At 44.0% G+C, this 22,277-nt stretch carries 16 protein-coding genes and 1 tRNA gene; 3 read left to right on the forward strand and 14 right to left on the reverse strand.

From position 1 onward, the window contains the following. The first annotated feature begins 162 nt into the window (after positions 1 to 162). Positions 163 to 247 (forward strand) — tRNA-Leu (locus JMX70_RS09960). Between the two features lie 82 nt (positions 248 to 329). Here the strand turns inward: JMX70_RS09960 and JMX70_RS09965 are convergent. Then, complete coding sequence (locus JMX70_RS09965; RefSeq protein WP_201591729.1) at positions 330 to 1,352, reverse strand: serine/threonine-protein kinase; 1,023 nt, start codon at positions 1,350 to 1,352, stop codon at positions 330 to 332. A 96-nt stretch (positions 1,353 to 1,448) separates the two neighbouring features. Between JMX70_RS09965 and JMX70_RS09970 the strand changes: the two genes are divergently transcribed. Continuing rightward, positions 1,449 to 2,414 carry an ATP-binding protein gene (locus tag JMX70_RS09970; protein WP_201591732.1) on the forward strand — a complete coding sequence of 322 codons (966 nt, stop codon included), beginning with the start codon at positions 1,449 to 1,451 and terminating at the stop codon, positions 2,412 to 2,414. 24 nt (positions 2,415 to 2,438) lie between these two features. Here the strand turns inward: JMX70_RS09970 and JMX70_RS09975 are convergent, their stop codons facing one another. From JMX70_RS09975 to JMX70_RS10005, 7 genes are all read right to left on the reverse strand, one after another. Further along, entirely contained in the window at positions 2,439 to 3,560 is a 1,122-nt protein-coding gene (locus tag JMX70_RS09975; protein ID WP_201591735.1) for a ribonuclease Z, read from the reverse strand. Between the two features lie 68 nt (positions 3,561 to 3,628). Further along, positions 3,629 to 3,898 carry a hypothetical protein gene (locus JMX70_RS09980; RefSeq protein ID WP_201591738.1) on the reverse strand — a complete coding sequence of 90 codons (270 nt, stop codon included), beginning with the start codon at positions 3,896 to 3,898 and terminating at the stop codon, positions 3,629 to 3,631. Between the two features lie 92 nt (positions 3,899 to 3,990). Further along, positions 3,991 to 4,659 carry a glutathione S-transferase gene (locus tag JMX70_RS09985; RefSeq protein ID WP_201591741.1) on the reverse strand — a complete coding sequence of 223 codons (669 nt, stop codon included), beginning with the start codon at positions 4,657 to 4,659 and terminating at the stop codon, positions 3,991 to 3,993. Between the two features lie 240 nt (positions 4,660 to 4,899). Beyond that, the gene (rarD, locus tag JMX70_RS09990; protein ID WP_201591744.1) at positions 4,900 to 5,970 is read right to left on the reverse strand and encodes an EamA family transporter RarD; all 1,071 of its coding nucleotides are present in this window, start codon (positions 5,968 to 5,970) and stop codon (positions 4,900 to 4,902) included. 268 nt (positions 5,971 to 6,238) lie between these two features. After that, the gene (gene rarD, locus JMX70_RS09995) at positions 6,239 to 7,309 is read right to left on the reverse strand and encodes an EamA family transporter RarD (protein ID WP_201591747.1); all 1,071 of its coding nucleotides are present in this window, start codon (positions 7,307 to 7,309) and stop codon (positions 6,239 to 6,241) included. Between the two features lie 196 nt (positions 7,310 to 7,505). Next, on the reverse strand, positions 7,506 to 10,268 hold the full coding sequence (gene gyrA / locus JMX70_RS10000; protein ID WP_201591750.1) for a DNA gyrase subunit A: 2,763 nt from the start codon (positions 10,266 to 10,268) through the stop codon (positions 7,506 to 7,508). 415 nt (positions 10,269 to 10,683) lie between these two features. Beyond that, complete coding sequence (locus JMX70_RS10005) at positions 10,684 to 12,285, reverse strand: alpha/beta hydrolase family protein (protein ID WP_201591753.1); 1,602 nt, start codon at positions 12,283 to 12,285, stop codon at positions 10,684 to 10,686. 194 nt (positions 12,286 to 12,479) lie between these two features. Between JMX70_RS10005 and JMX70_RS10010 the strand changes: the two genes are divergently transcribed. Continuing rightward, positions 12,480 to 13,349 carry a methyltransferase gene (locus JMX70_RS10010; protein ID WP_201591756.1) on the forward strand — a complete coding sequence of 290 codons (870 nt, stop codon included), beginning with the start codon at positions 12,480 to 12,482 and terminating at the stop codon, positions 13,347 to 13,349. A 46-nt stretch (positions 13,350 to 13,395) separates the two neighbouring features. Here the strand turns inward: JMX70_RS10010 and JMX70_RS10015 are convergent, their stop codons facing one another. The 6 genes from JMX70_RS10015 to JMX70_RS10040 all read right to left on the reverse strand — a co-directional run bounded on the left by JMX70_RS10015 (position 13,396) and on the right by JMX70_RS10040 (position 22,215). Then, the gene (locus JMX70_RS10015; RefSeq protein WP_406947873.1) at positions 13,396 to 14,880 is read right to left on the reverse strand and encodes an ABC transporter ATP-binding protein; all 1,485 of its coding nucleotides are present in this window, start codon (positions 14,878 to 14,880) and stop codon (positions 13,396 to 13,398) included. A 158-nt stretch (positions 14,881 to 15,038) separates the two neighbouring features. Further along, the gene (locus tag JMX70_RS10020) at positions 15,039 to 16,721 is read right to left on the reverse strand and encodes an ABC transporter permease (RefSeq protein WP_201591759.1); all 1,683 of its coding nucleotides are present in this window, start codon (positions 16,719 to 16,721) and stop codon (positions 15,039 to 15,041) included. A 97-nt stretch (positions 16,722 to 16,818) separates the two neighbouring features. Further along, complete coding sequence (locus tag JMX70_RS10025) at positions 16,819 to 17,958, reverse strand: extracellular solute-binding protein (RefSeq protein WP_201591761.1); 1,140 nt, start codon at positions 17,956 to 17,958, stop codon at positions 16,819 to 16,821. A gap of 225 nt (positions 17,959 to 18,183) precedes the next feature. Beyond that, positions 18,184 to 18,945 carry a 16S rRNA (uracil(1498)-N(3))-methyltransferase gene (locus JMX70_RS10030; protein WP_201591765.1) on the reverse strand — a complete coding sequence of 254 codons (762 nt, stop codon included), beginning with the start codon at positions 18,943 to 18,945 and terminating at the stop codon, positions 18,184 to 18,186. Between the two features lie 20 nt (positions 18,946 to 18,965). Next, complete coding sequence (locus JMX70_RS10035; protein WP_201591768.1) at positions 18,966 to 20,546, reverse strand: 3-deoxy-D-manno-octulosonic acid transferase; 1,581 nt, start codon at positions 20,544 to 20,546, stop codon at positions 18,966 to 18,968. Positions 20,547 to 20,733: 187 nt separating this feature from the next. Next, on the reverse strand, positions 20,734 to 22,215 hold the full coding sequence (locus JMX70_RS10040) for a tetratricopeptide repeat protein (protein ID WP_201591771.1): 1,482 nt from the start codon (positions 22,213 to 22,215) through the stop codon (positions 20,734 to 20,736). Positions 22,216 to 22,277 lie beyond the last annotated feature (62 nt).

Genomic DNA, 22,277 nt, shown 5'->3' on the forward strand with positions numbered 1-22,277 from the left:
TAGCAAAAATAATTTTCAAATAATTAAAAAAAATCGCAAATAGGGGTTGCCAAACCTTTGAAACTCTATATAATAGCCAACCACTGAGACGCACTACCGAATCAGTTAACTATCTCGATGGCATTTGAATTTAACTGCCTTTGATGATAGAGTAACGAAAATGGGGCTGTGGCGGAATTGGTAGACGCACCAGATTTAGGTTCTGGCGCCGCAAGGTGTGAGAGTTCGAGTCTCTCCAGCCCCACCATTTTCGGATAGTACATCTTAGACCAAATATTAAAGCCTGCTTTTTAGCAGGTTTTTTTGTGTCTAGAATTTAGCATTGATGATTATAATCTTTTCAAATCCAGCACGATTTCTTCCATACTTTGATAACGTTTTTCCATTCTCTTCGCCAACGCTTTATTGATAATACGTTGATAGCGACTATACTCCAACGGCATTGTTACAATTGGCTGTTGGCAATGCTGAGTCGCCCATTCTCTTAACGGCGCACCACTCGGATTATCAATCTTAAACGGTCGCTCGCCTGCCAATATTTCATATAGCATTATCCCAAACGCATAAATATCGCTTTGTAGCGTTGCGCCCTGTCCTTGCCAGCGTTCAGGGGCAAGGTAAGCGGGCGTGCCAGCATTGTTTTCTGTACTATTTTTCTTATTTATTTGAGTAATACCATTATTAATGGGTTCTGCCAAAGCAAAATCAGCCAATAATAAATTAGGTACGATACCGCCAATATCTGCATGATTTGGCACGAAAGCATCTAGTAAAATATTACTCGGCTTAATATCATTGTGTAGCCAACCTATGTGATGTAAATTGGCAATAAGCTTTGCGGCTTGAACGATTAATTGCTGCTTTTGCTCGGCAGTCAGGCTTTGTTTTAAATAGCGCGCGACACTACCGTTGGCATAATTTGGCATAACAACAAGGGTGAGTGTTTGACTGTTATTTAATACTTGTAGCTGTAAATGATGAGTGGCTAATAACGGCGGCGCGATAGAAGAAAATCTACCCTGATGGTTCGAGAGCTGATTGATAGATCTTAGAACGTCGGCCTCATAAGATAAAAGAGATCCGTGTCGATGAGCCTCTATACTTAATTGCCATTTCATCATGACCTCACCAAACTGGGGATGCTTGGCGCGTGTTAAACCTTGATATTCAAGCGCATTAGTGACACCCTGCTGACTGATACGCTGATGTGCTATCTTACTATACTGCAAGTCCAAGAATGCTATGGTCAATACAGGCAGAATTTGCTGCGCATCCGTTTGCAACGTTTGTTTTGCCAAGTCTTGCTTTGGCTTTGCTTGAAATACAGCCTGATTACTGGCACTATTTTTCATGATAAGTGCTACCTTGATGTATGTACTTGATATATGTAATAGGCAATCTGCCATTTTAATGATTATAAGTAACTAAATTATAAGCGACTATGTATTATGCCCCAATCTACTACGCCTGTTATGAATTACGCCCTACCCGACCATGTATTAAATTTACTTGAGCAGTATTTGCAAGAGCAGGTCACGCCGACTATCGAGATTGATCCTGCCCAGCTGGCTTATCGTTGGGTTGGCGGTAAGCAAGGGCACCTGGAGCCTTTGGCAGTGAATTTATTTTTAAGTTTAGATGACTTGCATGGTATCGATACCCAAAAGGCAAAATTGGTACAAAACACGCGCCAGTTTTTAAAGGGCTATCCTGCCAATCACGTCCTGATGACAGGCACACGCGGCGCTGGCAAGTCATCACTGATTCGGGCACTGCTACAAGCCTATCATAGCGAAGGGCTACGTATTATCGAAATCGCTCGTGATGACCTACAGATGCTTGATAAGATACGCGTTGCGATTAATGCGCTGCCAGCGGACTGTGGTTGCCGTTATGTGGTGTACTGTGATGACTTGGCATTTAACGGTCAAGATGAGAGTTACCGGACGCTAAAAAGTGTGTTGGACGGCGCACTGGATTCCGAGCAAGACAAGCTACTCGTCTATGCCACCAGTAACCGCCGTCATCTTTTGCCGCAGTTAATGAAAGACAATGTCAATATTTATAACGGTCAGACTGACGAAGTCAACCCTTATGAAACCATTGATGAAACGGTCTCCTTGTCTGATCGCTTTGGACTTTGGTTATCCTTTCATCCGATGGATCAAAACACTTACTTGCACATTGTGCGTCATTATTTATCACTTTCGCCAAACCGCAATCTAGATAATGCGAGTGACGTTAAAGAAAGTAATCATCATGCAGAGGAAAATAATACGCTGCCTGACTATACCAGAGCAGCAGCATTACGCTGGGCATCAGAGCGCGGTGGCCGCTCGGGGCGCGTGGCCTATCAATTTAGCCGCTACTGGATAGGGCAAATGCAATTAGCAGCTGAAGATAATAACGCTTAAAAGTTATTGAAATTTGTTGTTATGTTATTCTTTATGGTCGCGTGCAGAACCTAGATACTGCACGCGGCTCCCTTCTTCTGCGCTTACTAAGTCCGCTGTGCCATTTACCATATATTGATCAAAGTCAGCGGCTAACCATAGATTGCCTTGATAAGCACTTTGGGCATCCAAGCGGATATGCGCCATATTGGGCGTATCACCGTGAGGATTATCAAAGCTTTGATAACGGGCGCTAAAATGGGTCAAAATTAAATTTTTAACGCTGTTTTCTTGGGCAAATTGACCGACCAATTGCGCGCTACTGTGCATCGGATCAAAGTCTGGGTTTTTTGCCTGAATCTTATGTAACACATCATGAGTATATGTGGCTTCGTGTACCAACAAATCGGCATCGACTACCGCAGCACTTAGGCACTCTGGCGTATCGTTATCGCCCGCCACCACAACCTTTATGCGCTGACTGTTATTATCGACATAATTGGCTGAATAAAGCGTGCGTCCGTCTTCGGCTGCGACATCTTTGCCTTGCTGCAACTTGCCCCACAGCACGCTTGCTGGAATACCATCGGCTATCAATTTATCGGTATTCAGCGTACGGCGGCTGATGGTTTGATTGATAGCAAAGCCATAAGAGGCCACGCGATGCGATAAAGGATAAATACCTATCGTCAGCTGATGCTGATTGTCTAGTGTAATCGTTACTTGAATTTTGTTTTTATCGTCTGATTCAGAAAGCAAATCTTCTATCGCCATAAAGTTGATAACAAATGGAAAATATAGCTCTGTCGTCAAAGTTACCGCTTCAAGCAACGTGGCGATTGCTTTTGGCGCAACGATGATTAACGGCTCACGGCGCCCTGACATTGCCGCACTCGCAAGCAACCCCGGCAGACCATAACAATGATCGCCATGCACATGAGTGATGCAAATGGCTTGGAGCTGATGTAGAGATAACTTAGTATGTAAGAGCTGCTGCTGTGTGCCTTCGCCGCAGTCAACCAACACCCAAGGCCGTGATTTTTTAGATTGAGTCGTGTTTCGGATGTTTGAGGCATAGGGATTAAGAGACTCAACAGCTAATGCGGTGATATTACGCTGCTTGGTTGGCACGCCCGCTGAGGTGCCCAAAAAGGTAAGCTTTAACATAGGCAAACTCTTTATCTAAATACTTTTTATAGCGACGTTTTTATAGCCATGTTTTTATAAAGACGACTTTATAAAGACTGGCATAGCATGGTTCTTTGACCCTCAATCATTTGCCCACCATTGGCCGTACATTCATTGACCATATTGGATTCATAGGATTTCCAGCCACCATAAAAGCTCGCAAGGCATAGGAGTACTACCAGTAGCTTTTGTGACCACGCTTTGATAGAGACTTGCTGGCTATTTTTATTTTCTTCAGCAGCAATTATAGTTGGTTCCGTAGTTAAGCTTGTATCAGCATTGCTATGCCGGTTGTTTGTTTTATTTAAGTCTGTCATTTTTTATCCTAAAAAAGGTTTTGTCTATAAATAAACAAAACCTTTATTTTAATATAAATTCAGTCATTTATTAATGATGAAATGTGCTGCATCTAAAATTTCAAACGCCCGCCCTTTTCTTCTGCGCGCTTAAAGGCATCGCGCTCCTCACAGCGTTTTAGCCAGTTTAAGATATTGGCATATTTACTGCTATCTAAACCTGCTCCCGCATTGGCACCGACGACCGCAAGATGCATCTGAATATCCGCGGCACTGAACTCTACGCCTGCAAACCAATGATTATCTTGCAGATGTTGCTCCATCATGGCCAGCATGGTATCCAAACTTTTGCTAATCATGCTTTTCTCGACCTGATTGCGAATACTTTTGCTCACAGGTTTGATCAGCATCGGCGATTGCTCAACCACTTTGGTAAAGACCAGACGCATGACCAATGGCGGCATGAGTGATGCTTCTGCAAAATGTAGCCAAAACGTATAAGCATCCCATGCCGCTTCATTGTCATCAGCAGGCTTAAATTGATGTTCTTTATCATAATGCTTAAGCAAGTACTCAATGATAAATCCCGACTCGACGAGCGCACGGTCGTTTACCTCTAATATAGGCGCATGACCGAGCGGATGTACTTGTTTTAAACTGTTTGGGGCGCGGTAAGCCTTGTTGCGCTCGTAGCAGGTCAATTTATAATCGAGTCCAAGCTCTTCTAATAGCCATAGAATACGAAACGAGCGTGAATTTGCTAAATGGTGAAGATGTAACATAAACCACCCTAGTTATAATGTGAATAAGCGATAATCTTAAATAAAACATATATTAATAGGCTACGCCTGCCTTCAGACTTCATTTTTGTAACTCGTCAAGCATCATTGAGCAAGGCAACCTTATTGTCGATAATAGCGCAATTAATCGCTCTTTAATACAGAAACTATGTAGAGCAATAAGGAAAAATATAATGAAAAACAATGCTTGCTGAGTCTAATTGAGAGCCTTTATAGCAAAGCTTACTTAGCATGTAGCTCTTCGATTTTGCGCGTCATCTTATCTATTTTTTGCTGGTACTTTCTGATTTTACGAAACCGATGGGCAATCAAAACCCCTTTGATGCGGCGATTTTTTAGGCGGCGGCGCGGCGGGAAGCTGCCGACTTGTGGCTCATTGTACGCTTGCAGGCGGTCATGACGCTTACGTGCCAAATAGCCAAGCGCACTATCAGCAATCATAATCAGCAGCGCGATGACAATCATGCCATACATAAACAGTGAGCCGCCGTCATTGATACTTTGGTGCAAAATAGTAATGGAAAATATAAATAAAAATATCGGCTCAAGGTAACACAACGTACCAAATAGCGACACGGGCAACTTTTGGCTGGCAACCATGGTCAGCGCCATCGCCGCTGTACTAATAATACCGAGTAGCGGCAATAGATACCAAAACTTATCGGTCGCGAACGCCAGCTCAAAACCACCGCTTAAGTATAATATCACCAACACCACCGGCGTTAATAATACCAAATCCGAGATAAGTCCGGTGATGGGCGGTACGGCAAGCTTACGCCGCAGCAGATAATAAGGCGGATAACCCAAACAGACAAATAAAGTCGCCCAAGAAATGCTGCCATATTGCCACACATCATAGCCAATACCGAGCGCCGCACAAATGGTCGCAAGCCATTGCAGCAAGCTCATGTCTTCATTATAAAAAAAGCGCCCCACGACAATCATAATCATCGGGTATAAAAAGTAACCTAATGTCACCTCCAACCCCAAATCATTGACCGGCGCCCACATAAATATCCAGATTTGCGCACCCAAAATCGGCGTGGGAATGATAAATAAAAACCACTCTTTTGCCGTCTTTAAGGTTTTTAAATAATCAAAAATATGCTGCCACTGTTTCAGCACACTGACCAGTAACACCAAACTGAGTAGCATCATCAGCACGCGCCAAGCAGCAACTTGTGTCCCTGATAACGGCTGCATCAACAGACCAAATAAAAACAACCCTGCATATAAAAAGTTTGCGGCGACTGCAACGATGGTGCCTTGCGACGTCTGATTGGTGAGGAGCATAACAATTGCCTTTAAAAATAAGCGCACGTCCTTGGCAATTTTGAAAAAAAACAAAAGCCTCAGACGCGAACGTCGGAGGCCTTTTGTCTATCAGCTCTATTGTTGATAGAAATTTTTATCTATCCTTTAACTAAATAAAATTAAGATAAACGCTTCTGTATCTCATGCTCAGCATTATGTCAAAGTCGGCATAGATACGCAATACATTGGCCTAACCCGTCTGTTCATTTAAAAATCAGGTTTATTCATTTGACATACATGTGAGGATTTATTTGCTATCAAGCTGCTCGATTTTACGCTGTATGCTATCGAGCTTCCTTTGATAACGACGCATCTTACGAAAACGATGTGCGGCTAACACCCCGTCGATACGGTAGTTTATCAAGCGGTGACGCGGCGGAAAACCGCCCACTTGTGGCTCGCGGTAGCCGTGCAAATGGTTATCGCGGCGGCGGCGAAGATAACCCATGACACTATCAGTAATCATAATAAATAACGCCAGCGTAATCATACCGTACATAAATAACGAGCCGCCTTCCTCAATGCTTTGGCTTAACACGGTAATAGATAGCACAAACAATAGCATTGGCTCTATATAGCTTAGCGCACCAAATAATGAGACGGGTAATTTACTACTCGCAATCATGGTCAGGGACATCGCAAGCGCACTAAACGCGCCAAGCAGCGGTAATAAATACCAAAACTTCATATTTTGTGCCGCCACGCTAAAGCCGCCACTGCTATACAGCATAATAAGTACCACTGGCGTCAGCAAAGTTAAATCTGACAACAAACCAGTAATCGGCGGTACGGCAAGCTTACGCCGCAGCAGATAATAAGGGGGATAACCTAAACAGACAAACAAGGTAACCCAAGAGATGGTGCCATATTGCCAAATATCATGACCGATACCTAAAGCAGCCAACAGGGCCGCTAGCCACTGTAGCGCGCTCATATGCTCATGGTAAAAAAAGCGCCCCAATATGATCATCACCAGCGGCAATAAAAAATAGCCCAAAGTGACGTCAAGACCAAAGCCATTGACCGGCGCCCACATAAATAGCCAAATTTGCCCACCCAAAATCGGCGTCGGCAAGATAAATATCAGCCATTCTTTTGGTGTTTTTAAGGTTTTTAGATAATCAAAGACATGTTGCCATTGCTTAGTAAAACTGACCAATATAAGCAAACTCAACAGCATCATCAATATGCGCCATGATGCTACCTGTGTTCCTGTCAAGGGCAGCATAAATAACCCAAACAAAAACATCATCGAGAATAAAAAACTCGATGATATTGCGGCTAACGTTCCTTGAAAAGTTTGATTGGTCGTAAGCATAACAACGGCCTTAAAAAATAGCGCTTAATAGATATTATTTATCATAAGTGTATAGAAGCTAAGCATGCAAAGTTAAAGGTTAAAAAACACGCTATAAGGATAAACAGCGCTCAGAAAAAAGCCTCCAACGATGACGTCAGAGGCTTATTCTAGAGCAGTATGACTAACTAAACTAAAAAGCTAACAACTGATATGATTACTCGTCATCGTCGGTGTTTTCATTTGCGGTATCAGTCGACGTTTCGTCATCTAACGTGTAATCATTGGCAATATCAACAACATCATTGACGTCGGTCGTCGCATGACCCGTTTCGCTATCAATATCGATTTGTTCTTGACCCTCTACGTCAAAGGTACCATCTTCTTTCATCGCCTCGACCAACTCGTCGTCGCCCTCTTCGTTCTCAACGCACGCCATGGCCACCAGTTTTTCATCTTTTGACAGACGAATCAAGGTAACGCCTTGGGTATTACGACCCGAGCTTGCCACTTGCTCAACTGGCGTACGAACCAGCGTGCCTTTATCAGAGATTAAGATAATATCGTCTTCAGGCTCAACCTTGGTCGCTCGAACCAAGGCACCATTACGGGCGCTGGTTTTGATAGCAATGACACCGCCACCGCCGCGATTTTGCGTATTAAACTCTTCGACAAAGGTACGTTTACCAAAGCCATTTTCACAAGCGATAAGGATTTCGCGCACATCATCTTCGATAACCACCAGCGATTTGATAAATTCATCGGCGGCCAGGCGCATACCGCGCACACCTTTAGCGGTACGGCCCATCACGCGCGCATCGTTTTCATCAAAACGAATGGCTTTACCGCTCGAAGCAAATAACATCACTTCTTGACTGCCATTAGTAATACGGGCGCTGACCAATTTATCATCATCTTCTAATCCAACGGCAATCAAACCGTTCGAGCGAATATTGGCAAACTGCTCAAGCTCAACACGCTTAACCGTACCATTTGCGGTGGCAAAGAACACAAAATGCCCGCTCACATCTGCGGTATTTTGCGGTATTGGCAATATCGTGGTGACTGTCTCATCAGCATTTAAGCCGATCAAATTCACTAATGGACGACCACGCGAACCGCGGCTGGCAATCGGCACTTCAAAACCACGCAAGCTAAATACACGGCCTGTGTCGGTGAAACACAATACCGTTGCGTGCGTTGAGGTCACGACTAAATGATCAATCACATCGTCTTCTTTCATCGCGGTTGCAGATTTGCCTTTACCGCCACGTTTTTGCGCGACATAATCGTCAATCGGCTGCGTTTTTGCATAGCCCGTACGCGACACTGTCATCACAACGGTTTGCTCTGGGATAAGGTCTTCACGGTTAAAGTCCATGCGTGAATCGATGATATCGGTACGGCGTTCGTCACCGAAGTTTTCACGAATTTCAATCATCTCGTTTGAAATAATGGTCATTAATTTATCAAAATCACCCAAAATAGACTCTAAATGAGCAATTTCACGTAGCAGGTCTTGATATTCTTCGGTCAATTTGTCTTGCTCAAGACCCGTCAGACGATGCAGCTGCATGTCTAAAATGGCATTGACCTGCTCGAGTGATAAGCGATAGCTTTCTTGATTATCAATCAAACCAAACGGCGCTTTTGGGTCTTCGCCTTCTATAAAGTCTGGACGTACCGACTGGCTACCTGCCGCGGTTAGCATCGCAACGACGCTACCCGAACCCCACGTGTTATTCAGTAAGTTTTCACGCGCAAGGCCACGGTTTGCAGAGGCTTTAATCGTCGCAATAATCTCATCAATGTTGGCTAAGGCAACAGTTAAGCCCTCTAATAAGTGACCACGAACGCGGGCTTTATTAAGCTCAAAAATGGTACGGCGCGTTACCACTTCTTGACGATGACGGACAAAGGCAGCGATTAACTGACGCAAAGTCAATAGTTTTGGCTGACCGTTATCGAGCGCCACCATATTGATACTAAAGCTAGATTCGAGCGGCGTTTGCAAGAACAAGTTATTAACGATCACTTCTGCCGTTTCACCGCGTCGCAAATCGATAGCGATACGCATACCGTCTTTATCAGACTCGTCACGAATTTCAGTAATACCTTCGATTTTTTTGTCGCGTACCAGCTCAGCAATACGCTCAATCAATTTGGCTTTATTGGTTTGATAAGGCACTTCAGTAAAGACAATGCGCTCACGGTCACGGTTGACGCCCGTATCGCTCATTGGCTCAATGATATAGCGACCGCGTACATGCAAGCGGCCTTTACCCGTGCGATAAGCGTCTAAAATACCCGCTCGACCATAAATAACACCGCCAGTAGGAAAGTCAGGACCTGATATATGCGACATCAACTCTTCGGCAGATATTTGCGGATTTTCGGCATACGCTAAACAGGCATTAATCACCTCTGTCAGGTTGTGCGGTGCCATATTGGTCGCCATACCAACCGCAATACCGGTTGCGCCATTGACCAATAAGTTTGGAATACGCGCTGGCAAGACGCTTGGCATACGCTCAGAGCCATCGTAGTTGTCTTCCCAGTCGACCGTATCTTTATCCAAATCCGCTAGCATTTGATGGGTCAGCTTGGTCATACGCACTTCGGTATAACGCATTGCCGCCGGTGGATCATCATCAATCGAGCCAAAGTTTCCTTGACCATCAACCATAGGATAACGCAAGCTAAAGTCCTGCGCCATACGTACAATTGCATCATAGACGGCACTATCACCATGCGGGTGATATTTACCGATGACATCACCGACCACACGTGCTGATTTCTTATAAGGTTTGTTATAATCATTGGACAACACATGCATCGCATACATCACACGGCGGTGCACTGGCTTAAACCCATCACGCACATCAGGCAGCGCGCGCGAGACGATCACGCTCATCGCATAATCCAGATAGGACTGCTTTAATTCATCCACGATGGCAATAGGACTGATCGAGTCGCTCATATACACTCCTTTATTCACATTTTTTTCTAGTATTTGGCTCGGTTAAAAATGCTGATAGCCATACAAAAATAAAGGCGCTAAAAAGCGTCAATATCCCTGATAAACAGACTATAAAAAGCGCCATCAAACGGGCTAAATAATAGGAAAATGGCGATACGTTTCTTGTTAAAAGTAAGGTTTAATTAAAGAAGCTATTTTAACACATTTTTGTCTATTTAGGGGATTGTAGATGCTATTAAAATCAAGCAAAACAGCTGATTAGCACTTGTTTTTATCTTTAGTAATAAGGATAAAAACGACTTTAATAATTGGGCATTGTCTTTGCTGTTTTTAAAGGCTGTTTCATAAAAAAACTGCATCCAAAGGATACAGTTTTTTTTATTAGTATGAATATTAGACTCAAACTTAAACAATCTTACGATTGGTTAAAATTTTGCTCAAAGAATTCACGAGTAGCCTCAGTACAAGAAGTAGCCACTAGACCACCGTGATAGCTAGATAAAAAACTATTGCCAGCATCGGTAACACTAGCGTTAAAGCGAGTTTGGATATTAGGAATAGTACTGTTCTGCAACCATGGATTAGCTAGAGCCGACTGACTCAAAGGTACAATAGTAGGCACTCCTCTATTTGCTTCATCGCTATTATCAACATCTAATACCGTTATATTTAGATTAGCTGCTGAGTTATTATCGTTATATTGCTTTAAAATAGCTAACATTGACCCTGTATTTAAATCGTAGTACACGGTTGGATCACGATGACCGCCGCATAATAATGTTGGCACCTTAGGTTTATAACCACGAAGATCATTATCTTTTAATGCTTTACGAATATTACTTTTTGGATTGGCAGCGGGCATTCCCGTCGGTGTTGTCGGCGTTAGACTATCAGGGTTTTGTAGCGCATCTGCCATGTACATAGCTCGAAAATCAGTTTTTATCAAATATTTTTCAGCAGCGAATCCTAAAAAGGCAAAAGGCAGTTCACTATCGGGTAATTGATTTAGTAAAGGGTCACTAGTAGGTTTGGCTTCAAACAAGGCAAATCCAGGAAGTTGTCCAGCTGCGACTAACTCTTCAAAACTTAGTAAACTTGGAAATTGAGTATTAGCATAATCAGCACTGAATATCTCTGATCGACTGCTATAAATATTAGGATATTTTTTCTGTAATCCTATCGCTAATAGAGGTGCAAAACGAGTTGCGCCAAGATTGACATTACCTGCAAATATAAAATCACCAAACGCTGCTAAAGCGTAAGGGCCTGATGCTGGTGCCATGGCAGTAATAGGTTTACCTTGTTGCTCTAGCTTACGTGCGGTCGCCATAGCGACGTGCCCACCTTGCGAATAGCCACTCAAAAACAGCTTACCCGAGTCATCAATTTTACTGTAATTGGCATCATTGGCGCGTTTTTTGCGTTCGATAATGCTGCGCGCGCTATCTAGAGCGTCGACCATATCAGTGGCTTGTTGATCAGCCACAAGGTATGGATGGTAATCAAGATTAGACTCATCGTAACCGGCATAATTGGGAGCGACGACGATATAACCTTGGGCGGCAAAGTTTGCAGCAATTAAGTTGGCTTCCCCTACCGCAGGGTTTTTAATATTACCTACTTGGGCAAAATCATAGCCTTTATCCGTTGTCGTGCCATGCGCGTATAATAATACCGGGCGATCACCTTGACAGTCGGCGCTGTCTCCACTTGGCAGCATCAGCGCAGCGGTCGCATTAGTACGCTCGCCTGCTGCGCCTACTGTCCGATAGCTTACTTTCTCAATTTTAATATCACATTTAGCGGTTGGGGTGGCAGTAGTATTGAGGCCAAACTGAGTATTTACTTGAGTGGCAGTGAATGAGCCGATAGTTTTGACAGTTGTGGTATCAGAAACAACTCTTTCATTATCGTCATCGTTACAACCAGCAAGTAATAAGCTACTGGCAATCGCTAGCGATAATATACCGCGCGTCATGATGGGTTTGTTTATAATAGAGGTATTGGATAAGACCATGATTGCTATCCTTAGCAGTAATAATGCAAAAAATTGCCTAAACTCCTTGGCAAGGGATAAATGCAGTTTTATTGAAATAATTTAATAAAAATTATGGCTGCAATCCTACTATTTATACGCTAAAACCCTATTAAAATCCAATAAAAAAGTGATGAAAAACCATTTCAAATACTTTAGATAAAACAGAGCCCGTTATGAATCACGAAAGCAGCCAATCAACTGACCAGCCAAGCAATCAAACAAACACACCGTCCATTGACCAACCCGATACACGTACGGATCGCAGCTTTGATGCGATTGCTGACCACTTTGAAAAAAAGGTTTACGGCGGCTTAAAGGGCGACATTCGTCTGGCAGTATTGCGCCGTGATATTGTTGCCTATTGCACGCAGATGAGCCAGACACTTGGGCGACCGTTACGTATTTTGGATGTGGGCGCTGGGCTGGCGCAAATTGCGATTGAGCTTGCCACTCAAGGGCATACGCTGGTTATCAATGATATCTCAGCCAATATGCTGGAGAAAGCACAAGCAAACGCTGAAATAGTTAAAAAGGATTTGGATATTAGGTGGTACGTTTGCCCGTATCAAGAATTAGAAGAAAAGTTAGCAGGTAACACAGAGAAGTTTGATTTGATAATGTGTCATGCGCTGCTTGAATGGTTGGCAGAACCGGCCGCTGTGATGGATTTTTTCGATAAGCACTTAACTGAAAATGGCGCGCTATCGCTGTGCTTTTATAATCCAGCGAGTTTTGATTATCGCAATCTTATTATGGGTAATTTTAACTTATTGGATAACACTGAATATAAAGCGGACAATAAAAAAAGCCTCACGCCCAATCATCCGGTCGCTAAAGAAGAAGTTGAATCTTGGTTAGAAGCTCATCATTATCAAACGATACTTGCCAGTGGCTTGCGGGTATTTCATGATTATTCGCCGCTAAAACGTGGCGGTCATAATGACCCTGATGCGGTCATACGCATGGAGCTGCGCTACTCACAACTCGAGCCGTATAAATGGCTGGGACGTTATTTGCATATACTGGCAACGCGCCAAGCTTAAAGTTCTTGCTAAACTTCAAGAGCAGCGCCAAGCTTAAAATTGACAACTACCTGACGTCTTCCACGCGCTCTGATCTATCATACTCTGACCACGTGGTAGCATTGATGTCTTTTTCATCAAACACCACTACGTGCTCTAGGATAGGCAAGATGCCAATGTGTGAACCAATCTCATGGTTATGATGACTGGCAACTAACGACAGTACGGTTTGACCATCGGCAAGCTGTAAGCGATAAAGATAGTTTGCCCCGCGAAATACGCGTCCGACGACTAAAGCCGTTTGCGGGCTTTCATCGTCATGGATAATATCATCAGGACGTACTAACACCTTAATCGGCGTACCATTCGGATAGTCGTACTCGCAATACTGCGGCTGCCCTGATTCATCATAAACTTCCATACGGCGATAAATATCTCCAAGCGCGGTTTCGACATGACCTTCTTTGATGATACCGTCTATCATCGCACCTTCGCCGACAAACTCAGCGACAAATGGGCTGACTGGCTCATGATATAGCTCACTTGGCGTCGCCCATTGGACCAACTTACCTTTATCCATGACCCCGACTTTATCGGCTAACGCAAAGGCTTCGTTTTGATCGTGAGTGACCAAAATAGCGGTGGTATTGGTACGTTTAAGGATATCACGGACGTTCATCGCCAGTGACTCACGTAGTACCACATCCAAGTTAGAAAACGGTTCATCAAGTAGCAAAAGCTTGGGCTTTGGTGCCAATGCGCGGGCTAATGCTACACGCTGTTGCTGTCCACCCGATAGCTCACTAGGACGTTTATCCGCATGTTCCGACAACTCTACCAGCGCTAGCATCTCTTTAACGCGGGCTTTTTTGTCAGCAGCCGACCATTTGTTTAGGCCAAAAGCGATATTTTTTGCCACGCTTAAATGTCCAAATAAGGCATAATCCTGAAACACCATACCCATGCCGCGCTTGGCTGGCGCGACCGCAAAGGTAGTACGTGCGGTTTGTTCCGTTAAACGCTGATTGCTTAAGCGAATCTTGCCGCCACGGCTTTGCTCTAAGCCTGCAATCGCCCTTAGGGCCGTGGTTTTACCGCAGCCGCTATAACCCAAAAAGCAGCCGATTTCACCTTGCTGCAAATCTAGCGATAAGCCATTAACGATAATCGTATCGTCATAACCAACGATTAAATCTTGAACGCTAAAATAAGCATCGTCAGCGCTAGTGTTCTTTTTAGAGGAATTAAAAACATGGTTATCTTGCAAGTGAATTTGTCCTGCTGTTTCTTTATTTAAGGCAGTCTGATTTGAGACGCTTTGATTTGATATGCTTTGATTTAAAGCATCTTGTGTTGATGAGCTGTGAGGCAAACTTTTACCCGCTTGCAGCTGTGCTACCTGAGCTTTGGTTAATAGGGTGACGGGTGGTTTTTTCACATGCTCCGGTCTTGGCTTACCGCCTATCTTTAAGGATTCAGGCTTTAAGGATTCAGGCTTTAAGGATTTAGACGCTGCTGGATTGGTTGAATCGTTCATCAAGTCAGTATACATAGACGGTACCAGTAAGCTATTAGTGAATAAAACCCATCATTGACGCGGTTTTTAATATTGCTCTTCTTAATATAGTTATTTCTTAATATAGTTATTTCTTAATATTGCTTTTTAATTATGACTCTTTCATTATAGCTTTTTAATAAAATGCATTTAACTTAACCTTGTTTATCACTTTGGCGCAGCAATACCCAAACAGGTATCAGCCCAACCAGCACAATCAACAAACTGGGCAATGCGGCGCGTCCCCACATGCCTTCGCTGGTCATCTCAAACACCCGTACTGCCAGCGTATCCCAACCTTGTCGCCGCGTCATCAAGGTAATCGGCATCTCTTTCATGACTTCGACAAAGCCCATCAACAAACCCGTTAATACCCCCGGACTCAATACGGGCAACATCACTTGCCGCCAGCGCTGATACGGGCTATCGCTAAGTAATTTAGCTGCCGCTTCTTGATTGACCGTCAAGCGCTGTAGCTGACGGTCTACCGGCTGAAAGCTCACCGTCATAAAGCGCGTCGATAAGGCAAGCAGCATGACGATGACACTACCAGAAAAAAACTGCGTTGAGGTAATACCAAACGCTATCAGCTGATTATCAAGCCACGCAATCGGAATAAATATCCCAACGGCCAACACCGTACCCGGCACCACATAACCTAAATTGGCTAAGGTAGTCATGAGTTTGGTCGATTTATCCGGATATTGACGCTTGACCCACGCAATAATAACCGCCAAAAATGCGATAAATATGGTAGTCATACTGGCAATCATAAGGCTATTGGTGACAAAATCAATATAACGCGCATCAAAGTCTTGCTGGAAATTTAAAGCGGTCCAATAAAGCAGCTGCAAAAATGGAATCAAAAACGCTATCAAAAACACCAGCATACAAAGTAGCGCCATGCCCCACTGCGCAGGTTTACTGGCTTCAAAGCGCTGACTACTACCCTGCGACACCGTATTACCGCGCTTGGCTTGCCAATATTGCTCAAACAAGACGACGATAAAAACCACGCCGATTAATAACGCGGCCAACTGCGCGGCAGTGGTTAGACTAAAAAAGCCAAACCATGCTTTGTAAATTGCCGTGGTAAAAGTATCGACATTAAAGACCGATACTGCGCCAAAATCTGCCAGCGTCTCCATGCTAGCAAGCAGCAAACCACCAATAACCCACGGCAATGCTTGTGGTAATGCCAGCCGAAAAAACACCTTACTACGACTTAAGCCAAGCATTTGCCCCGCTTCAATCGCGCGCCTGCCTTGCGATAAAAACGCTTGGCGTGCCAGCAAATAGACATAAGGATAAAATGCCAACGACAATACCAAACCTGCGCCCCACACATTACGTACCGAGGGAATAGCGGTGGTAAAACCAAACTCCCTTAACGCCGTTTGCAGTGGTCCACTAAAGTCAACGATACCGACAGTGACGAATGCTAAAACATAAGCGGGCATCGCTAATGGCAGCATCAGCGCCCAGGCAAAAAACCGCTGTCCCGGGAAGCGGTACATACTGGTGACCCACGCAAGTGCTGTTCCGATAATGCCAGAAATCAGTGTCACCATCAGCAATAAAATGACGGTGTTTTTTAACACTTGCGGCAATACATATTGACGCATGTGCGTCCAAATATCAGCGACCGGCTGCGTCCATGATAATAGTACGATTAAAATCGGTACGAGCATAAACAACGAAATCAGTCCTAAGACTGATTTCGAGATAATACGTTTGCGGACGACATGGTCTTGACTGATAGACGGGCTATTATTGTCGTTATTAGCTTCATTGACAGTATTGTCTTGTTTAGCAGACGCTTCTGGCATTGTTATCATAAGTTGTTACCGTGTCATACGCATAATGACGCGATTAGATGCTAGATGACTAAACATCTAATCGCTAAAAACCAACCGCTTAGCGACTGACAGTCTGTTATTTATAACCCGCTTTATCCATCATTTGAATGGATTGGGTTTGTAGCTCACCAAACTTCTGCACGCTGATACTGTCTTGTTTAAACGGACCCCAAGATCTGAGTAGCTCTGACTCATCGATACCTACTTTGACAGGATACTCTTTATCAGAACTGGCATAAAGACCTTGCGCCTCATCAGAAGATAACCACTCCATCAATTTAAGCGCACCATCTGGATTGTCTGAGTTAGCGATAACCCCAGCGCCAGAGATGTTGACATGAGTACCAGTCGTGCCTTGGTTCGCCCAAAATATTTTTACAGGGAAATTTGGTTTTTCATCAAGCAGGCGACCATAGTAGTAACTATTGGCAATACCCACTTCACACTGACCAGCGGCAATCGCCTCTAACATGCTAGTATCATCACTAAAGACGTCTGTTGCTAAGTTAGCTACCCAACCACGAATAATTTCTTCTGTTTTTTCTTCGCCCAGATTTTCCATCATGCTTGCAACCAATGATTGGTTATAAACAGCTTTTGATGAACGCAGACAAAGTTTGCCTTTCCATTTTGGATCGGCCAAATCTGCATAAGTAGATAGCTGAGCTGCATCAACTTTGCTTGGATCATAAAAAATTGTACGCGCGCGCAAAGACAGACCTGTCCACTGACCTTTTGGATCACGGTATTTAGCAGGAACATTGGTTTCTAAGATAGTAGAAGACACAGGTTGCAATAAGCCCTGCTCCGCTGCTTGCCATAAGTTACCCGCGTCAACGGTTAATAACATATCCGCAGGCGTGTTTTTACCTTCCGCTTGCAAACGCGCCATCAATGGACCAGTTTTATCGGTGACCAGCTCAATTTTAACACCTGTTTTTTCGGTATATTTATCCAATAACGGTTTAATCAACTGCTCATTACGTGATGAGTAAATCGTAACCGTTTGCCCACCAGCGGCCGTTGCGTCATCATTTTTCGCCACTTCTTGCTCAGCGCCAGATTGTTCAGCAGTGGTTGTAGTGTCAGCATCCACGTTTTCTTCTGGCGTCGATGAGTTACTACAGCCCGCAATACCTAACATCATGCCAAATACAGCAATGGGTAAAGTAAGCTTACTAGAAGATAGATTTGCACTGATAGCAGTTAATGACATGGCATTCCCCATAATGGTGCTACGGATAAGTGAGATAAGGCGACATTAAAATTATTAATAAATAATTGAATAGCGGGATAACGGGATTAATAAGACCTTAATGTCTAAGACACATTATACTAATAGAAATGAGATTAATTATCAATACATTTATCTGGCCCTGCTGTGCCGATAAACTGGTCTAATTTTTAACAAGATATCAATGATTTATGTATCTGCCTGAGCTTAATCCTGACCTTCTAGTAACCACTGCCCTAAAATGACATTGACTGCGGCTTCGGTACGTAAGATGCGTGGCCCGATATTAACTGGCGTACATCCTTGCTCAGCAAGCAACTCAATCTCATAATCAATCCAGCCACCTTCAGCACCGATAAATACCATACTTGGTAAAGTCGATTCATGAGCTGACTTAGGTTTTGCCAGTGGTTGCTGGACATATTGCGCAAATGACAGCGCGCTATAAGGATGAGCAACGATAGCGCGTTTGGTGATTAAACTTGCAAGCTTATCTTCGACAAAGGGTTTAAAGCGTTTTTGCAGGCTAATACGCGGCGCAATTGTGTCCACGCCTTGTTGCAGACCTTCTAACACAAACTCGTCAAGGCGAGTTAGCATTGGACTTTGCCAATAGCTTTTTTGCGTACGGTAGCTATTGATAAGAATAATATCGTTAACACCAAGCGCCGTCATATCCATGATTAAACGCCGCAATACCTTTGGCCTTGGCAATGCCAACACCACTGTAAGATTGAGCTTCGCTGGCGGATTTTTGGTTAGCTGTATATCGCTTAGTTGAATACTATCGGAGGTAATGGTTTTAATGATAGCGTTACCAAGCTGCCCACCAAGCTGACCAATTTTTAACCTATCGCCTACTTTGGCATTTAGCACTTTATTCACATGAGCAATTTGCGCTAAATCATTGATATACGCAGACACGTTATCATGTTGAAAGTTGGTCGCTGGCAATAATATACAGTTCATAGCGTCACTTATATCCGCTGTTAATTCACGTCTTGGCTCAGGTCTTGCTCAAAAGATGGTTGAGCGTATTGTTCAATAACACCTTCAATCATCGATAGCTGACGATGCAAGACTGCTTGCTGTTGCTCAGTCATTGCTGCACCTGCTTGCCCTGCCTGTTTTGCTAAGGTTAAATGGCTCAGCCAATACTTTAGCTGCTGATAAAGAAGATTGTCACCATTATCTGAAGAAGATTGTTTACCATCAGAGTGATGCGGCTGAGAGACTTGGCCATTCGCATTAATCGCGCTATAAAACGCATTGTTTGGCTGATATAACGCCCCGACGCTAGCAAGCTTATCAACCACGCTTTGGCAAGACTGGGTATAAGCACCCATCAATACTGGCGTTGCTACGCTTGCCGGCTCAACGGGGTTGTGCCCGCCAATATCGACCAATGAGCCGCCTACCAATGCCACATCGGCAAGCGCATACCAGCGCATCAACTCACCCATACTATCAGCGAGATAGACTTGAGTATCTGCGCTAATGGCATCTTCAGCACTACGCCGCGCCATCGCTAATCCTGATTTTTCAATCAGTTCTGCCACTTCATCAAAACGCTCTGGATGTCTTGGCACTATAATCAGTAAGGTATTGGCTAACAAAGGGTTAGATAGGATTTGCTGCTGCCATGATAATACGATCTCTTCCTCACCACTATGCGTGCTTGCTGCCACCCAAATCGGACGATCTACTACGTCTAAATCTAAGTCCAAGTCTGCGCCATCGTTTACTATTTCAGCTTTTTTGGCACCATTATCATCATTCAGCTTCGGGGTATTAATGACCCATTTTAGCGAGCCTGCCACGCGGATTTGCGCGCTATGAGCGCCCAATTGCCGAAAGCGTTTTGCCGATTCATTATCCTGCGCAATAATCAAACTCAGGTTTTTCATCATACTGGCACTGACCGCGCCAATTTTTTGATAACTTTTAAAAGAAGCAGCCGACAGCCGACCATTGACCAAAACACTTGGGATATGATGCTCGGACAGTTTGGTTAAGATATTGGCCCAAAGCTCGGTTTCTACAAACAGGGCAGCGACGGGTTGTACATGTGCCAAAAATGTCTCAATCACCGCAGGACTGTCGACTGGAACGTAACTATGGCTTAAGCGACCTTGAGCAATATCATCGGCAAAGCGGCTGGCACCGCGCGCATATCCTGTCTGTGTGGTATTGGTCAACCATATCTGATAGCCTTTTGCCAATAGCGCATCCAGCAAAGGCGCGACAGTATTGGTCTCGCCTAAAGACACCGCATGGCACCAGATGACCCTTTTGCCATCGCTCTCTTTAAGATTGCCATTTTCGTTGGCAGTCGCATTAGGTTTAACTTTGGCATTAGGGACAGGCGGCGCAGGATAGCGCTTACCAAAACGCTGCTCGACTTCTTGCTGGTAATTATCACGCTTATGCGAGCGGCGCCATACTTGCAGACGATAGAGCGGTTTTAGCAAACCAATCGTCACCTGATAATAAATAGGTGGTTTATAAACGGCTCGGCTTGGCTGAGTCGACTTATCAAAAGAAGGTAAGGAATTATCAGAAGATGGCATGAAGAAGCCCAGATTAGTAATGGATCGGACGATAGGAGGTGACGTTGTAAAATGACAATAAGAGATGCCAATAAAAAACGCGCCAATTCTACCTGAATTTAATGCTAAACAATAGTTTTAAAGCACTCGCTATCAGAAACAAAGATTTAAAAACGAGGATTTAAGAGCTAGAATTTAAAATAAGCATTTAGACAATAATGAAGATTAATATAGCGACGACAATAATTACCGCAAACAATAACTGATAACGTTTAAGGCTATGCTGTTCTTGTTTTTGTGTGCTAATCAACGCCTGCGCTTGCTGCCATTGACTGACCAAACTGGCCGCTTCTACATGACCGTTTTCGGCCGCTTGCTCAAGCCAATATTTGCCATTGGTCATATCTTGCGGCACGCCAAATCCTTGATAGTAGATCTTACTTAATAGGCGCTGGGCACGGCTGTCGTTTTTGCTCGCTGCTTGCTTCACCCATTCAACGCCTGCTTCCATGCCAGCTACTTTATCCGTATTTATTCCTTCACCAAGCAGCTCATACATTGCCAAACGTAGCATCGCCGCGCTATTACCTGCATGGGCAGCGTCTTGCAATCTTGCTAGAGCTTGCTGCTTTGCTGCCAAATGCTGCTGTGAAAAGGCAACTTGCGCGCGCGGTTTCTCTTGCTTAGCAATATACTGCTCAAATTGATCCAAGACTTTACGGGCTTGCTCGTATTCTGTCTTGCCAGCGCTTTGGGCGACGTCTATTTCATCAAGCTCTATCAGCAATTGGCTAAAAAGCTCTGGAGTTGGCGCGAATTTTGTTGTTGGTTTTACTGCAACTTCTTTTAACGCTGCTTGTGAAGATACTACTGACGTAGTTTCTGCCGTTATAGTTTGTACAGGGGGGCTTTCTAATGAAGCCGTCGATAAATTAGCTTTTGCTAATACAGTATCTGCTTTAACAGGTTCAGGTGTTGATTGCAGCTCATGATGAGAATAACTATTATCAATATTGTCTGTCTGAATATCTTGTCTGCTATGCTGCGTCACACCTACTTCAGTCAATTTTTTATCGAAAGATTGCGCGTCATCTAAGGGTAATGTATAACTATTATTAATGGCGTTTGGCACTCTTGCAGTTACTGCTTGGTATAGTCCACTTGCCACCTGACCGCCTTGCACTGCTTGAAACGGTCTATCAATATGACCAAACAGCCGCATTCCTATCGGCTCTAAAGCAAAAAATAGCGACTCAGTCGTATTAAACTGATTATTAACCTCACTATCATCGCGATAAACCACGGCCATATGCTGATAAAAGTCATCGGTCAGTAGCGGCAAGGTAGGATAGCGCTTACGTAGCTCAAACTCTCCGAACCAATGCGGCGTATACTGCCATTGCTGTGCCAATACGCGCCCAGCATAAAATGCCAAAAATACCATAAAATTACGATAGCGCTCATCTATTAATAGCGCCGCCTCATCCCAGCTGTCCGACTTAACCATGTCACGGCGTATCTGCGACAGCAAAGTATCTACGCGCTGTAAACTTGCCAGCGATTCATCGAGTGTGCATCGATGCAATTCCGCTTCATAAGCCATGCCGCCGGCAACAAAACGGCCGGCTAAAAAATCTTGCCAATAGCCTGCTGCGATATAATCAAGCGGTGTTAAGGGCGATGCAGACATAAGGCGAGCCTATCCTTTAAAGTTGAGCATTTTGAAAACAAACATTTCAAATAATAATAAAA

Source organism: Psychrobacter pulmonis (assembly GCF_904846465.1).
Taxonomy (GTDB): Bacteria; Pseudomonadota; Gammaproteobacteria; order Pseudomonadales; family Moraxellaceae; genus Psychrobacter; species Psychrobacter faecalis.